The sequence below is a fragment of the Neorhizobium vignae genome, assembly GCF_000732195.1.
Lineage (GTDB): Bacteria > Pseudomonadota > Alphaproteobacteria > Rhizobiales > Rhizobiaceae > Neorhizobium > Neorhizobium vignae.
The window spans coordinates 1-14,780 of the sequence record NZ_JNNU01000006.1 but is presented as its reverse complement, the minus strand read 5'-3'; the positions used below and the strand labels follow the sequence as shown (position 1 = coordinate 14,780).

Here is a 14,780-nt window from a genome sequence, read left to right as displayed (position 1 = left end):
TGCCGCCTGAAAGGGACCGGTCGATGAAAAGGAGAGGAGACGAACATGAGTGACGTGATGAAGGACATGAAGCACAGTTTTCGCGACTACCAGCCGAAACATTTCCTCTGGGAAGTGAGCGAAAACGGCCGCGTCGGGACGGTCCGCCTCAATCGTCCGGAGCGCAAGAACCCGCTGACCTTCGAAAGCTATGCGGAACTGCGCGATCTTTTTCGCGATCTCGTCTACGCCTCCGACATCCGCTCGATCGTGCTGACCGGTGCCGGCGGCAATTTCTCGTCCGGCGGCGACGTCTTCGAAATCATCGAGCCGCTGACCCATATGGCGATGCCGGACCTGCTCGCCTTCACCCGCATGACCGGCGATCTCGTCAAGGCCATGAAGAAATGCCCGCAGCCGATCGTGGCTGCCGTCGACGGCATCTGCATGGGGGCAGGCGCGATCCTCGCCATGGCTTCAGACATGCGGCTGGCGACACCCGAAACCAAGACCGCCTTCCTCTTCACCCGCGTCGGCCTTGCCGGAGCAGACATGGGCGCCTGCGGAATCCTGCCCCGCATCATCGGCCAAGGCCGCGCCGCGGAACTGCTCTTCACCGGCCGTTCGATGAGCGCCGATGAAGGCCGGGCATGGGGCTTTTTCAACGCCCTTCACCCGCAGGACGCGGTCGAGGCGGAGGCCGTCAAGCTTGCCCATTCGCTGGCGGACGGTCCGTGGTTCGCACACACGATGACCAAGACCATGCTGAACCAGGAATGGGCGATGGGCATCGAGGAGATGATCGAATCGGAAGCCCAGGCCCAGGCGATCTGCATGGCGACCAAGGATTTCCGCCGCGCCTTCGAGGCTTTCGCCGAAAAGCGCAAGCCGGTGTTCGAGGGCGACTGATGGCCAACCCCACGACGCTCAAAGGACCGGCGCGCGATTTCCTCGACTGGCCGTTCTTCGACAAGAGCCACAAGGCGCTCGCCGAGAAACTGGATGCCTTCGCGGCATCCGGCGCGCTGAGCCATATCGACCATTCCGATACCGACAATGCCTGCCGGGCGATCGTCAAGACGCTCGGACAGGCCGGCCTTCTGGATGCCGCGACCGGTGCCGGCGGCAGCCAGCCGATCGACAGCCGCGCCGCCTGCCTGACCCGGGAAACACTCGCCTGGCATGACGGCCTTGCCGACTTCGCCTTCGCCATGCAGGGCCTCGGCACCGGCGCCATCGGCCTGTCCGGTTCTGAAGAGCTTCGCCATACGGTTCTGCCGAAAGCACAGTCGGGCGAATGGATCTCCGCCTTTGCGCTGTCGGAGAAGGAAGCCGGCTCGGATGTCGCCGCCATGGCCTGCGCGGCCCTGAAGGACGGCGACCATTACGTTCTCGACGGCGAAAAGACCTGGATCTCCAACGGCGGCATCGCCGATGTCTACACCGTTTTCGTCCGCACCGGCGAAGCGCCCGGCACGCGCGGCATCTCCGCCTTCGTGGTGTTCGCCGACGATCCCGGCTTCTCGATCGCCGAGCGCATCGATGTGATAGCCCCGCATCCGCTGGCAACGATCCGCTTCGAGAATTGCCGCATCCCGGCTTCGCGCCTGCTCGGCGCGCCGGGTGAAGGCTTCAAGATCGCCATGCGGACTCTGGACATTTTCCGAGCCTCCGTCGCAGCAGCGGCTCTCGGTTTCGCCAAGCGGGCGCTGGATGAGGCGCTCGCCTATGCCAAGGCGCGGCCGATGTTCGGCAATCACCTGTCCGACCTGCAGCTGACACAAGCCGCCTTCGGCGACATGGCAGCCCAGATCGACGCCGGCGCGCTTCTCACCTACCGGGCCGCGTGGCGTCGCGACGTGCAGGGCCTGCCGACCACCAAGGAGGCCGCGATGGCCAAGATGGTCGCGACGGAGAACGCCCAAAGCGTCATCGACCGGGCGGTGCAGATCTTTGGCGGCCGCGGCGTGAAGAGCGGCGAGATCACCGAGAGCCTCTACCGGGAGATCCGGGCGCTGCGCATCTATGAGGGCGCGACCGAGGTCCAGAAGCTCATCATCGCCCGCGAACTGTTGAAGGCCTGAAGACGACCATGGCTTACACGACGTCCCGCCGACTGAACTTTGGAGATTGCGATCCCTCCGGCATCGCCTATTTCCCGTCATATCTGAGCATCATGGTCGGCGTCTGCGAGGAATTTTTCGGCGCGATCGGCTCGCCCTGGCCGGACATGATCAGTCGCCGCAAGATCGGCGTGCCGACCGTGACGCTGGACGTCGCGTTCAAGAGCCCGGGCTACCATGGCGACATGATGGATTTCACCATCAAGGTTATGCGGATCGGCAACAGTTCCGCCGATCTCGAATACGAGGTGCGGGCGGACGACCGGCTGCTCTGGACCGCCAGGCAGCGGCTGGTCGCCACATCGAACGAAACCCACAAGGCCTTACCCTGGCCCGACGATATGCGCTTAGCGCTGACACAGCATTTGGAGAAGAACAATGCACACCATCCTGCAGCCTGAAGGCTGGGCAAAACCGATCGGTTACGCCAACGGCGTCGCCGCCAACGGCCGCCAGATCTTCGTCGGCGGGCAGATCGGCTGGAACGGCCAATGCCAGTTCGAAACCGACGATTTCGTCGGCCAGGTCAAGCAGACGCTGCAGAACGTCGTCGCCGTGCTGGCCGAGGCCGGCGCCGGCCCGCAGCACATCACCACCATGACCTGGTATTTTACCGACAAGGCCGAATATCTCGGCAACCTCAAGGGCATCGGTCAGGTCTATCGCGAGATCATCGGCAAGCATTTCCCGGCCATGGCCGCCATGCAGGTCGTGGCGCTGGTGGAAGACCGCGCCAAGATCGAGATCCAGGCCACCGCCGTCATTCCGGCCTGAGGCAGTCATGAGCAAGACGACCGAATTTTCCGCCACGGTTTCAGCCGCGACCCGCAACGGAGTTCTGGTCGTCACGATCGACAATCCGCCGGTCAACGCCACGTCCGTCGATGTCCGCAGCGGGCTGGAAAAGGCGCTCACCCACGCCGAAACGGCCGACGATGTGACCGGTGTCGTCGTCACCGGCGCGGGAAAGACGTTCATCGGCGGCGCCGACATCAAGGAATTCGGCAAGCCCGCCATGGAACCGACCCTGCCGGCGGTCATCGACAAGATCGAAGGCCTGTCAAAGCCGGTCGTTGCGGCACTCAATGGCGCGGCACTCGGCGGCGGTCTCGAAGTAGCACTTGCCTGCCACCATCGCGTGGCTTCTCCGGCAGCACAGGTCGGCTTGCCCGAAGTCAAACTCGGCATTGTACCCGGCGCCGGCGGCACGCAACGCCTGCCGCGCCTGGTCGGCATCCCGGCGGCACTCGACCTGATCACCTCCGGACGCTCGGTGAAGACCGAGGAATCCCTGAAGCTCAAGATTATCGACGAGGTAACCGGGGGCGATCTCGTCGAGGCCGCAATATCCGCGGCATTGGCGCTCGCCGGCAAGCCCCTCCGCCGAACGGGCGAACTGAACGTCGCCACAGCCGATCCGGCCGAGATCGAAAAGGCTTCAGTCAAGATCCTCGCGAAGGCGCGCGGCCAGAAGGCGCCCGCGGAAGCGGTCAGGCTTGTCACCTCGTCCAATCGCCCGCTGGCCGAAGGCCTGTCGGACGAACGTGCCACATTCCTCGCGCTCCGCGACAGCCGCGAGGCTGCTGCCCTTCGCCATGTCTTTTTCGCCGAACGGGAATCTTCCAAGGTCGAAGGCTTGGAAGGGATCGAACCTCGCCCGGTCAGGACGATCGGCATCTGCGGCCTTGGCCTCATGGGCAGCGGCATCGCCGTTGCCGCCCTTGGTGCCGGTTATTCGGTGATCGGCCTCGACCAGACTGTCGAAGCTGCCGAAAAGGGCCGCGAGCGCATCATCGGCCTGCTGGAACGCAACGTCGCCTCGGGTCGCCTCGACCAAACCGGCTTCGAAGCCCAGAAGGCGCGGCTTTCCGTGACCGCGGAAGATGTCGATCTCGCGCCTTGCGATCTCGTCGTCGAAGCCGTGTTCGACGATCTCGCCGTCAAGACCGATCTCTTCCAGCGTCTCGACAAGGTCATCCGCCCGGATGCCGTGCTGGCGACCAATACCAGCTACCTGAACCCGGACGAGATCGCCACTGCAACCGCCCATCCGGAACGGGTGCTCGGCCTGCACTTCTTCTCGCCCGCCCATGTGATGCGCCTCCTGGAAGTCGTGCGTTGCGCCAGGACCGCGCCGGCTGTGCTGGCGACGGGGCTGGCGGTGGCCAAGAAGCTGCGCAAACTGCCGGTCGTCACCGGCGTCACCGAAGGCTTCATCGGCAACCGCATCTTTTCTGCCTATCGCCGCGAAGCCGAGTTCCTGCTGGAAGACGGGGCCCTGCCGCACGAGATCGACGCTGCGCTGGAAGACTACGGTTTCCCTATGGGCTTGTTCGCCGTCTACGACATGGCCGGCCTCGAAATCGCCTGGGCCCGCCGCAAGCGGCAGGCAGCCACCCGCGATCCCTCCATGCGTTATGTCGAGATTGCCGATACGCTCTGCGAGGCGGGTCGCCTGGGCCAGAAAACCGGTCGCGGCTGGTACGCTTATCCGGAGGGCAAGCGCACCATCGACCCGGAGGTCACCGCAATCATAGAAGCCGCGCGAGCCAGAAAGGGCATCACTCCACGCGCATTCTCGAAGAGAGAGATTGTCGACAGGATGCTTGCCGCAATGGCTCTGGAAGGCGAGGCATTGCTGACGGAAGGGATCGCCGCGCGAGCCAGCGATATCGACCTGGTGATGATCAACGGCTACGGCTTCCCGGCCCATAGGGGCGGCCCGATGTTTGCCAGAGCTTGAGCACGCCAAGTAGCGTTTGATAGCTAACCGCCTGAAATATCTGTAATATCTTGATCCGCGATAGGGTGCGGAAACTCGTCCGCATGCCCGTGATTTGTCCACCCAAAAGAGTTACGCTCATTTGATCAAACATGCTTGCATGTTTCCTTAAATCGCCTATTGTTTGCTCAAGCCTCGCAAGTAGGCACCGACAACAACGACAGGGAACGCTGCATGCTCACACTTCCAGAGCTCGCTCCGTCGAGATATTTTAACTATAAAATATCTGCTGCATCGTTGTCCCGTATTCCGACTGTCTCGTGTCGCGCTTAGGAGATCATGATGTCTTTCTCGTTTTCCGCATTCAAACGTAAGACGCTGCTGGGCACGATCGCCGCAGCCGCGATTGCCGCTCCGCTTGGCAGCATGGCCCAGGCAGCGGATTTCAAGTTCGCCGGCCCGCTCGATGCCTATACGCTCGATCCACATGCGGTTTCGAATACGCTGATCTTCGCCGTTCTTGCCAATGTCTACGAGCCGCTTGTGCGCCGTAACGCAGAGCAGAAGATCGAGGGGGCACTTGCGACCGACTGGAAACAGATCGACGGCACGACCTGGGAATTCAACCTCCGCAAGGACGTGAAATTTTCGAACGGGAACGCCTTTACGGCCGATGACGTGGTCTTCTCGCTGACCCGCGGCCAGGCCGGCGGCATCAAGGCGAACCTCAATTCGATCGCCTCCATCGAGAAGGTCGACGACCACAAGATCCGCATCAAGACCCGCGCCATCAACCCGATCCTGCCGAACCAGATCACCAACTGGTACATCATGGACAAGGAATGGGCCGAAGCGAACAACACCGTGCAGCCGGGCGCCGCCAACAACGCGACCGAAACCTTCGCGAACCGCAATGCCATGGGCACCGGCCCCTACGTCATCAAGGAGCGGGATCCGGGCGTGAAGACGGTCTTTGCACCGAACGCCGGCTGGTGGGACAAGAAGACCGGCAATATCGACAATGCGACGTTCTTCGTGATCCCCAATCCGTCCACGCGCGTATCCGCACTCATCTCCGGCGAAGTCGACATGATCGACGGCGTGCCGCCTCAGGATGCCGAGCGCATCGAGAACGATCCGAAGCTGCACATGCAGGCGGGTCCCGACCTTCGCACCATCTACATCCAGCCCGACGTCGCCCGCGACAGCCTGATCTTCGGCAGCGAAAAGACCAAGAACCCCTTCAAGGAGTTGAAGGTCCGCCAGGCGATGGAACTGGCGATCGACACCGGCGCGATCCAGAAGCGCATCATGCGCAATTTCTCGGTCCCGGTCGGCCTGCCGATCGGCAAGGAAGTCAACGGCTTCGACGCCGCCCTCGGCGCACCTGTCAAGCCGGACGTCGACAAGGCCAAGGCGCTGATGAAGGAAGCCGGCTATGAAAACGGTTTCTCCGTCACGCTGGACTGCACCAGCGACCGTTTCATGAACGACGAGGCGACCTGCCTTGCGGTCGCCGCCTCGCTTGCCCGCATCAATATCAAGGTCGATCCGCGCGCCCAGCCGACCGCCAAATGGGCGACCCAGGTCAATCCACCGGAATACAATACCAGCATGGCGATGCTCGGTTATTCGCCGGCCACCTATGACGCGCACATCTTCCTGACCTCGATCGCAGCCACCCGCGATCCCAAGAGCGGCCTCGGCGCCTTCAACATCGGCGGCTATTCCAATCCGGAAGTCGACAAGTTGATCGACCTGATCGGCAAGGAGACCGACCAGGCCAAGCGCACCGGCTATATCACCCAGGCCTTCAAACTCATGAAAGCGGATGTCGCCTTCATTCCGCTCCACCAGTTGAACATTCTCTGGGGCGTGAAGGACAATGTCACCGTCGTCCAGCCGGCCGACCTTGCCTATCCGCTGCGTTATTTCACGGTGAAATAATGACGATTGCATCCGATATAACGAGGCAGCTTGGCCACCTCGTGTCTTATCCCACGGTCAGCGCCGTTTCCAATCTCGATCTGATCGAATATGTCGAAGCCCAGACCGCCCCCTTCGGGGGGCGTGTCCGGCGCTTTGCAAACCCCGAAGGCGACAAGGCAAACGTGCTGATCACGATCGGCCCGGAAGCGCCCGGTGGCATCATCTTCAGCGGCCACACGGACGTGGTGCCGACCGAAGGCCAGGCCTGGACCGGCGATCCCTGGACGCTGAGGGAAGAGAACGGCCGCCTGATCGGCCGCGGCGCCACCGACATGAAGGGCTTCCTCGCCTGCTGTCTGGCGACCGTGCCCGGCATTGCCGCCAAGAACCTCAAGAAGCCTGTCCACCTCGCCTTTTCCTATGACGAGGAAGTCGGCTGCACCGGCGTCGGCTCGATGGCCGAATGGGTCGGCCAGAGCGACCTGAAGCCGCGTCTTGCCGTCATCGGCGAAGCGACCAGCATGGACATGATCGCGGCCCACAAGGGCGGCCTGATCGGCTGGTGCCGCATCAAGGGCAAGCCGGGACACTCCTCGCAGCCGGACCGCTATGTCAACGCCGTCATGGTCGCCGGCGACATGATCGCCGAGATCAACCGCATCCGCGAGGACATGCGCAATGGCCCGCGGTTCGAAGGACTCGACCCGCCCTATTCGACAACCCAGGTCACCGTCATCAGGGGCGGCCTGCACGGCAATATCGTCTCCGAAAACTGCGAGTTCTTCTGGGAGATGCGCCTTATTCCGGGCCAGAATACCTATGACGTGCTGGACCGCATGAAGCGTTTTGCCGCCGAAAAGCTCGAGCCGGCCATGAAGGCGATCGATCCGTCCTGCGGCATCGTCTTCGACGTCCAGGCCAGCATCCCGGGCCTCAAACCCAATAGCGATCCGACGCTCGATGCGGAACTGTTGGCGCTTCTCGGCCGCACCGAACCCCGCTATGTTTCCTATGGCACGGAAGCGGGCATTTTCCAGATCGCTGGCGTCCCCTCGGTCGTCATCGGTCCGGGCGATATCGCCGACGCCCATCAGCCGGACGAATCGGTTGCGATTTCCGAGCTCGAGAAATGCGCCATCTTCCTCGATCGGCTCGGGGATAGCTGCTGCTAAGGAATTTGTCGTGCTGAATTATGCCGCGTCACGGATCGTGCAGACGATTATCGTCCTGCTGGTGATCAGCTTCATCGCCTTCCTGCTGGTCGCCAATATCGGCGACCCGCTGGCGGCCCTCCTCTCCGCCGACGCGACCGTCAACGAGCGGCTGGAACTGATCGCCAAGCTTGGCCTCGATCAGCCGCTCTGGACGCGCTTCCTGCATTTCATCGGCAACATGCTGCAGGGCGATTTCGGCTTTTCCTATCGCACCCAGGATCCGGTCGCCAACCTGATCGCCGAACGGCTGCCCGCCACCGTAGAGCTCGCCTTCGTCAGCCTGCTGATCACCATCGTGGTCGGCGTGCCGGCCGGCATCTATTGCGGCGTCAACCCGAACTCGCTGTTCGGCCGCTTCATCATGCTGATCTCGACCGCGGGCATCACGCTCCCGAATTTCGTCGTCGGCATCCTGCTGATCGCGGTGTTTTCGGTCCAGCTCGGCCTGCTCCCCTCGTTCGGACGCGGCACGGTGGTCGATCTCGGCTTCTGGAAGACCGGGCTTCTCACCGTCTCCGGCTGGCGGGCGATCTTCCTGCCGGCAGCGACACTTTCCACCTTCCAGGTCGCCTTCATTATCCGCATGCTGCGCACCCAGCTGATGGAAGTCGGCCAGAGCGAACACATCCGCTTTGCCCGCGCCCGCGGTCTGTCCGAAGCGCGCATCTGGTATGTCTACGCCATCAAGAACACGCTGCTGCCGGTCATCACCATGCTCGGCCTCCAGCTCGGCAATATCATCGCCTTTTCGGTGGTGACGGAAAACGTTTTCGCCTGGCCGGGCCTCGGCTCGCTCTTCCTGCAATCGATCCAGGGTGCCGACATTCCGGTCATCGCCATCTACCTGATCTTCGTCGGCCTGGTCTTCATGGTCATCAATCTCATCGTCGAACTGCTTTATCCGCTGATCGACGCCCGCGTGTTGAGGAGGCAATCATGACGCCTGTCGTCAACACTCCCGCGGCCGGCCCCATTCGCCGCAGCAGAAGCACCAAGCTTCTGCGCGCCATCCGCAAAGCACCCGGCCCAACGCTCTGCGCAATCGTGATCTTCGCACTGCTGATCTACGCTTTCGTCGTGCCGCTGTTCTCGCTGAACCCGTTCGAATTCTCCGGAATGTCGGTGCTGGACAGTTTCATTCCGCCGGCATGGATGGCGGACGGCTCTCCGGATTTCCCGCTCGGCACCGACGACCAGGGCCGCAACCTGATCACCGCCATGGCCTATGGCATGCGCACCTCGATCATCGTCGGCTTCCTGTCGGTCACCATCGGCCTCGTCCTCGGCGGCAGCCTTGGCCTGATCGCCGGTTTCGTCGGCGGCCGGGTCGATGCCTTCATCATGCGCGTCGCGGACGTGCAGCTTGCCTACCCGGCCCTGCTGCTCGCGATGATCATCGACGGTGCGGCGCGTGCAGCACTCGGCACCGAGCGCAGCGTCGGCACGGCGATCGCGATCGTGGTGATGTCCATCGGCATCGCCTTCTGGGTCCAGTATGCCCGCACCATCCGCTCTTCCGTGATGATCGAGCGCGATCAGGACTATGTCTCGGCCGCCCGCATCACCGGTCGCAGCAATCTCGCGATCATCGTCCTGCATATCCTGCCGAACGTCATGGCCCCGGTTCTGGTCATCGCCACCATCAATCTCGGCATCGCCATCATCACCGAGGCGACCTTGAGCTTCCTCGGCATCGGCATTCCAGTCACCTCGCCGTCGCTCGGCACGCTGATCCGCAACGGCAACAATTTCCTGCAGTCGGGCGAATGGTGGATCTCGGTCTGGCCCTGCCTGATCCTCGTCCTCTTCGTCGTCTCGGTAAATATCCTCGGCGACCACCTGCGCGACGTCTACAATCCGCGCCTGCGGGGCCGCTCATGATCAATGCAACCGCACCGCTCCTCGACGTCCGCGATCTCACCGTCACCATCAACCGCGACGGCCGGCTGGTCACCGCGCTCGACAAGGTGTCCTTTTTCGTCAATCCCGGCGAGGTGCTCGGCATCGTCGGCGAATCCGGCGCCGGCAAGTCGATCACCGGCGCTGCGATCATCGATCTCCTGGTGCCCCCGCTGAAACGCACCGGCGGCACCATCACCCTTGCCGGCACCCGGCTCGACCAGCTTTCCCCGAAAGCGATGCGCAGCGTGCGCGGCGGCCGGATCGGTTTCGTCTTCCAGGACCCGATGACCAGCCTCAACCCGGTGATCACGATCGGCCAGCAGCTCTGCGACACCATCCAGGCGCATCTGAAGCTCGGCGGCAGCCAGACGAGGAAGAGGGCGCTCGACTGGCTCGACCGCGTCGGCCTGCCCAATCCGGATGTCCAGTTCAAGCGTTTCCCGCACCAGCTTTCCGGCGGCATGCGCCAGCGCGTGGTGATCGCTCTTGCGCTCTGCGCCGACCCCGTGCTGGTCATCGCCGACGAGCCGACCACGGCCCTCGACGTCTCCGTGCAGGCCCATATCCTCGAACTGCTGCGCGACCTGCACCGTGAAAGCAATGTCAGCATGATGCTGATCACCCATGACCTCGGCGTCATCGCCAAGATGGCCGATCGCGTCGCGGTGCTTTATGCCGGCCGCGTCGCCGAGATCAGCCCGGTCGGCGAGCTCTTCAACACGCCGAAACATCCCTATACGCGCGGCCTGATCCGCGCGACGCCGATGCCGTCGGCCACCGGCGAGATGCGGCTCGACCAGATCCCCGGGGCCATGCCGGGGCTCGGTGCGGTTCCGCCCGGCTGCGCCTTCAATCCACGCTGTTTCCGCGCGCAAGGCGATTGCCGCGCGACCATACCGCCGCTGTATCACGAGAAAAGCTCCGCCTTTTCCTGTTTCCATCCGCTGGAAAGGGTGACCGCATGAGCGCTTCCGATTTCCTCATCCTCAACCATGTCAGCAAGGTCTATCGCCGCAACCAGAGCCTTCTCGAGCGTCTGAAGAAGAGCGAGAGCGGCGGCACCAAGGCCGTCAGCGACGTCAGCCTCACCGTCCGCTACGGCGAGACCATGGGCCTGGTCGGCGAAAGCGGCTGCGGCAAGTCCACGCTGGCGCGCCTTGTCTCCGGCCTGATGGCGCCGACATCCGGCGAAATCAGTTTCCCGCCGAACGCATCAGGCAACAAGCCGCGCCTGCAGATGATCTTCCAGGATCCCTATTCCTCGCTCAACGGCCGCTGGACGATCGAGGACATCATCGCCGAGCCGATCCGGGTGCATAAGCTGCGCAACGGCCGCGCCGCCATCCGCGCCCGTGTCGACGAATTGCTGGTCCAGGTCGGACTTTCCGCCGCAGACGCCGAGAAATATCCGCAGGAATTCTCAGGCGGCCAGCGGCAGCGCATCTGCATTGCCCGGGCGCTGGCCGGCGAGCCGGAATTCCTGATCCTCGACGAACCGACCTCGGCACTCGACGTGTCGGTGCAGGCGCAGATCCTCAATCTGCTGCGCGACCTGCAGAAGAACCTCCATCTCACCAGCCTGTTCATCACCCACAATCTTTCGGTCGTGCGCATCATGGCGGACCGAATCGGCGTCATGTATCTCGGCGAACTCGTGGAAGAGGCGACGTCGGAAGAACTGTTCCGCAAGCCACGCCATCCCTATACGCGCCTGCTGATCGACGCCGCACCGGACATGGATACCAGCGATCGGTCGCTGCATCCGATCGCCGGCGAGCTGCCGAACCCGGCCTTCCCGCCCTCCGGCTGCCGTTTCCACACACGCTGTCCCTTCGCGCAGGATATCTGCCGCAACACCGTGCCGCCGCAGAAGGCAACCGAGACCGACGGCATGTTCCGCTGCCATTTCGATCTCGACCTCTCCAACGCATCGGTCTTCCCGCCTGCCGCCCAGGTCAAGACCGCCTGAATGTCCAAGGATGCCTCGATGACGACCGCCTCCCGCCAAGCAACGATCGACAAGGCCGTCGGTTATCTCGATGACGGCTCCTTCGAGGAAGCCTTGCGCAAGCGCGTGGCGATCCCTTCGGCCAGCCGCGTCGCCGCCAACAAGCCGGATCTCTGGCGCTATGTCACCGAAGACATGCAGCCCTTTTTCGAGCGCCTCGGCTTCACCACGAAGATCTACGAGAACGACACGGCGCCCGGCCCGTTTCTGCTTGCCGAACGCATCGAAGACCCGAGCTTCACCACCGTCCTGCAATATGGCCATGGCGATGTCGTTGCCGGCTTAGAGGGCCAGTGGGAGACAGGCCTCTCGCCCTTCGAGATGACCGAAAGGAATGGCGCCTGGTACGGCCGCGGCACGGCTGACAACAAGGGCCAGCACGCCGTGAACCTCGCCGCCGTCGAGGCGCTGCTCGCGACAAAGGGCTCGCTCGGCTTCAACCTCAAATACCTGATCGAGATGGGCGAGGAATCCGGCTCGCTGGGCTTGGAGGAAATGTGCGCGGCCCATCGGGACGAGCTGAAGGCAGATGTTTTCATCGCCTCAGACGGCCCTCGCCTCGCTCTCGACCGGCCGACCATCTTTCTCGGCGCCCGCGGCGGCATGTCCTTCCACCTGGAAATCAATGCCCGCGAAAGTTTTCAGCATTCCGGCAACTGGGGCGGCATTCTCTCCAATCCCGGCATCGAACTCTGCCACGCGATCACCGCGCTGGTCGGCCGCACGGGTCAGATCAAGGTGCCCGAGATGACGCCGGGTTCGATCCCGGAAAATGTCCGCACCGCCCTGAAGGATTGCCACATCACGCCCGCCGCCGGCGATCCGCCGATCGAGCCCTGGTGGGGCGAGCCGGGCCTGACGCCGGAAGAAAAGGTCTTTGCCTGGAGCTCCTTCGAGGTGATGGAAATGGAATGCGGCAACCTTGCCCAGCCGCTCTACGCCATCCCGCCCAAGGCCCGCGCCCGCATGCAGCTCCGCTTCCCGGTCGGTGTCGATCCGGATGCGGTGGTCCCGGCCGTCCGCAAGGCGCTGATCGATGCCGGTTACGACCGGGTCGTGGTCAAGGACCCGACCGATGCGATCTTCCTCGCCAGCCGCCTCGATCCCGATCATCCATGGGTCAGACGCGTCGTGGCCTCGATCGAAAAGACGCTCGGCACTCCGCTAGCGATCCTGCCCAATCTCGGCGGCTCGCTGCCGAACAACATTTTCTCGGATCTGCTCGGCCTCCCGACCATCTGGATCCCGCATTCCTATCCGGGCTGCCTGCAGCACGCCCCGAACGAACACTTGCCGATCTCGATCGTCCGCGAAGGGCTCGCGATGATGGCGGGGCTCTATTGGGATATCGGCGAGACCGCGGCCTGACCTTCCGCTTTCGGCGTCAGGGCCTGCGCACGGCGCCGCTCGCCACGACAGGACCGGTCGCCACACCGGTCGGCGAGCCGCCGAACGGTTCGAGGCTGACGGCAAGCGTCGCGCCCTCGGTCATGTTGCGACGCATATCGGCAGGTATCACGAGCTCTCCTGCCTGATCCGGCTCAAAGACGCCGAGAGACCGCGGGTTGCCGCTTCCAGGCACCAGCCAGAGCTCCAGCGATTTCTCTTCGCGGCCGCCGGCCGCGACCGGCACGATCCGCAAACGCCCGTTTCCGGCATCGTAGGAGGCGAGCAGGTTGATCTGGCTATCGGTCGAGGAGAGTTCCGCCACCAGCGGCGCGGATCCCTGCGGCCCTGGGATCACGCCCGATGCATAGATAACGGCAGCCACAGCAACCGCCGTCGTGGCGAATGAGAGCCGCCGCCAGAAGAGCGCGGAATTCCACAGGCCCCATGAGGGCCGAGCAACCCGGGCGGGGCCGAAGAGCCGCGTTTCGATCCGGCCGAAAATCGCCCGGCTCGGCTCCACGTCCTCATAGTCGTCGTTGAATGAGGCGAGGTCCGCCTGCCACCGCTCGACGATCCGGGCAAAAGCGCGGTCATTGGCGATCCGCTGCTCCACGGCGCGGCGGGCCTCGAGCGACAGGACGCCGAGCACATATTCGCCGGCCAGGATCTCGTCCTGCGGTCGCCTGCCCTGACTTTGTTCGCCCGACGTCATCGCTCCATGCACTCTCTCAATTTCAGAAGGCTCCGGCGCAGCCACGTGCGCACCGTATTCAACGGCACCTTCAATTCTTCCGCCAGTTCAAGATAACTCAAACCTTCCACATAGGCACGTCGAACCGCACGCGCATGCACGGAGTCGAGTTCTTGCATGCACCTGTCGATGCGACGGCCTTCATCCGCATTGGCCGCCTGCTGTTCGGGATCGAGCGTGCCGTCGTCGGCAAGGTCGTATGCATCGTCAAGGTCTTCGGCGACAGGCTTCCTGGCCCGGAGGATATCGATCGCATGATTGCGCGCGATCGCCGCCAACCAGGCGGAGGGCGAACCGGCATCCACGGCAAAAGTCCTGGAGCGCTGCCAGACCCTGACATAGATTTCCTGGAGCGCTTCTTCCGCGTCGGCCCTGTCTTTCAAGATACGGAGGCAGATCGAAAATAGTTTCGGGCTCGTCGCATTATACAGCGACGCGAACGCTTTGCGATCACCCATCGCCACGCGATTGACCAGAGCCGCGATCTCATTGCTTTGCATTCGGAAAGAACCTCGCCGTCCACCACTTATAGAGAACGCCGACCTCGAAAAACAAGGCACCTTCGCCGCAAAACCCGCAGCAGGATCTTTAATCTGCCGCAGCCGATATCCCGCGATGCCTTTGCCTCGTCAGGATCACCGCTGCTCGCCAGGGCATCGGGCGGTGTCAAGGACCGGCAAAGCCTGCCTGCTTTTCGGAAAGGGTGAAGGCCAAGGCGATCAGCAAAGCGCTAATCCCTCGTGGCACAAGCGCCTTCACCCCT

General features: G+C 63.3%; 14 protein-coding genes. 12 read left to right on the top strand and 2 right to left on the bottom strand.

Annotated features, from left to right (window positions below):
• The first annotated feature begins 45 nt into the window (after nt 1-45).
• The 12 genes from GQ59_RS11300 (at nt 46) to GQ59_RS11245 (ending at nt 13,245) form a co-directional block, all read left to right on the top strand.
• Entirely contained in the window at nt 46-888 is an 843-nt protein-coding gene (locus tag GQ59_RS11300) for an enoyl-CoA hydratase family protein (RefSeq protein ID WP_037081219.1), read from the top strand.
• A complete protein-coding gene (locus GQ59_RS11295; RefSeq protein ID WP_037081217.1) occupies nt 888-2,063 on the top strand; it encodes an acyl-CoA dehydrogenase family protein in 1,176 nt (391 codons plus the stop codon). Before GQ59_RS11300 ends, GQ59_RS11295 begins: the two co-directional genes overlap by 1 nt.
• An 8-nt stretch (nt 2,064-2,071) precedes the next feature.
• On the top strand, nt 2,072-2,503 hold the full coding sequence (locus GQ59_RS11290) for an acyl-CoA thioesterase (protein ID WP_037081216.1): 432 nt from the start codon (nt 2,072-2,074) through the stop codon (nt 2,501-2,503).
• Complete coding sequence (locus GQ59_RS11285) at nt 2,481-2,876, top strand: RidA family protein (RefSeq protein WP_037081215.1); 396 nt, start codon at nt 2,481-2,483, stop codon at nt 2,874-2,876. The genes GQ59_RS11290 and GQ59_RS11285 overlap by 23 nt, the downstream gene beginning before the upstream one ends.
• A 7-nt stretch (nt 2,877-2,883) precedes the next feature.
• Nucleotides 2,884-4,845 (top strand): 3-hydroxyacyl-CoA dehydrogenase NAD-binding domain-containing protein, encoded by a 1,962-nt coding sequence (locus GQ59_RS11280; protein WP_037081213.1) that lies wholly within the window; start codon nt 2,884-2,886, stop codon nt 4,843-4,845.
• A gap of 321 nt (nt 4,846-5,166) precedes the next feature.
• The gene (locus GQ59_RS11275; RefSeq protein ID WP_037081211.1) at nt 5,167-6,771 is read left to right on the top strand and encodes an ABC transporter substrate-binding protein; all 1,605 of its coding nucleotides are present in this window, start codon (nt 5,167-5,169) and stop codon (nt 6,769-6,771) included.
• Nucleotides 6,771-7,925, top strand: a complete 1,155-nt coding sequence (gene argE, locus GQ59_RS11270) for an acetylornithine deacetylase (RefSeq protein WP_051903911.1) — start codon at nt 6,771-6,773, stop codon at nt 7,923-7,925. Before GQ59_RS11275 ends, argE begins: the two co-directional genes overlap by 1 nt.
• A 10-nt stretch (nt 7,926-7,935) precedes the next feature.
• On the top strand, nt 7,936-8,907 hold the full coding sequence (locus GQ59_RS11265) for an ABC transporter permease (RefSeq protein ID WP_037081209.1): 972 nt from the start codon (nt 7,936-7,938) through the stop codon (nt 8,905-8,907).
• Nucleotides 8,904-9,848 carry an ABC transporter permease gene (locus GQ59_RS11260; protein ID WP_051903910.1) on the top strand — a complete coding sequence of 315 codons (945 nt, stop codon included), beginning with the start codon at nt 8,904-8,906 and terminating at the stop codon, nt 9,846-9,848. Before GQ59_RS11265 ends, GQ59_RS11260 begins: the two co-directional genes overlap by 4 nt.
• The gene (locus tag GQ59_RS11255; protein WP_037081208.1) at nt 9,845-10,834 is read left to right on the top strand and encodes an ABC transporter ATP-binding protein; all 990 of its coding nucleotides are present in this window, start codon (nt 9,845-9,847) and stop codon (nt 10,832-10,834) included. The genes GQ59_RS11260 and GQ59_RS11255 overlap by 4 nt, the downstream gene beginning before the upstream one ends.
• Nucleotides 10,831-11,838, top strand: a complete 1,008-nt coding sequence (locus tag GQ59_RS11250; RefSeq protein WP_037081206.1) for an ABC transporter ATP-binding protein — start codon at nt 10,831-10,833, stop codon at nt 11,836-11,838. The genes GQ59_RS11255 and GQ59_RS11250 overlap by 4 nt, the downstream gene beginning before the upstream one ends.
• 18 nt (nt 11,839-11,856) lie before the next feature.
• Nucleotides 11,857-13,245, top strand: coding sequence for a M20 family metallopeptidase (locus GQ59_RS11245; RefSeq protein ID WP_037081796.1), 1,389 nt, complete (start codon nt 11,857-11,859; stop codon nt 13,243-13,245).
• A 16-nt stretch (nt 13,246-13,261) separates the two neighbouring features.
• Here GQ59_RS11245 and GQ59_RS11240 read toward each other — a convergent pair whose 3' ends face one another.
• Both GQ59_RS11240 and GQ59_RS11235 read right to left on the bottom strand, forming a co-directional pair.
• On the bottom strand, nt 13,262-13,978 hold the full coding sequence (locus GQ59_RS11240; protein ID WP_037081204.1) for an anti-sigma factor: 717 nt from the start codon (nt 13,976-13,978) through the stop codon (nt 13,262-13,264).
• Nucleotides 13,975-14,517 (bottom strand): sigma-70 family RNA polymerase sigma factor, encoded by a 543-nt coding sequence (locus GQ59_RS11235; RefSeq protein WP_037081202.1) that lies wholly within the window; start codon nt 14,515-14,517, stop codon nt 13,975-13,977. Before GQ59_RS11235 ends, GQ59_RS11240 begins: the two co-directional genes overlap by 4 nt.
• Nucleotides 14,518-14,780: the final 263 nt, after the last annotated feature.

Bases quoted from the DNA above. Each gene is read 5' to 3' on its own strand.
- GQ59_RS11300 (WP_037081219.1), top strand. From the start codon at position 46: ATGAGTGACGTGATGAAGGACATGAAGCACAGTTTTCGCGACTACCAG.
- GQ59_RS11235 (WP_037081202.1), bottom strand. From the start codon at position 14,517: ATGCAAAGCAATGAGATCGCGGCTCTGGTCAATCGCGTGGCGATGGGT.
- GQ59_RS11240 (WP_037081204.1), bottom strand. From the start codon at position 13,978: ATGACGTCGGGCGAACAAAGTCAGGGCAGGCGACCGCAGGACGAGATC.
- GQ59_RS11295 (WP_037081217.1), top strand. From the start codon at position 888: ATGGCCAACCCCACGACGCTCAAAGGACCGGCGCGCGATTTCCTCGAC.
- GQ59_RS11260 (WP_051903910.1), top strand. From the start codon at position 8,904: ATGACGCCTGTCGTCAACACTCCCGCGGCCGGCCCCATTCGCCGCAGC.
- GQ59_RS11275 (WP_037081211.1), top strand. From the start codon at position 5,167: ATGTCTTTCTCGTTTTCCGCATTCAAACGTAAGACGCTGCTGGGCACG.
- GQ59_RS11285 (WP_037081215.1), top strand. From the start codon at position 2,481: ATGCACACCATCCTGCAGCCTGAAGGCTGGGCAAAACCGATCGGTTAC.
- GQ59_RS11245 (WP_037081796.1), top strand. From the start codon at position 11,857: ATGACGACCGCCTCCCGCCAAGCAACGATCGACAAGGCCGTCGGTTAT.
- GQ59_RS11250 (WP_037081206.1), top strand. From the start codon at position 10,831: ATGAGCGCTTCCGATTTCCTCATCCTCAACCATGTCAGCAAGGTCTAT.
- GQ59_RS11280 (WP_037081213.1), top strand. From the start codon at position 2,884: ATGAGCAAGACGACCGAATTTTCCGCCACGGTTTCAGCCGCGACCCGC.
- GQ59_RS11290 (WP_037081216.1), top strand. From the start codon at position 2,072: ATGGCTTACACGACGTCCCGCCGACTGAACTTTGGAGATTGCGATCCC.
- argE (WP_051903911.1), top strand. From the start codon at position 6,771: ATGACGATTGCATCCGATATAACGAGGCAGCTTGGCCACCTCGTGTCT.
- GQ59_RS11255 (WP_037081208.1), top strand. From the start codon at position 9,845: ATGATCAATGCAACCGCACCGCTCCTCGACGTCCGCGATCTCACCGTC.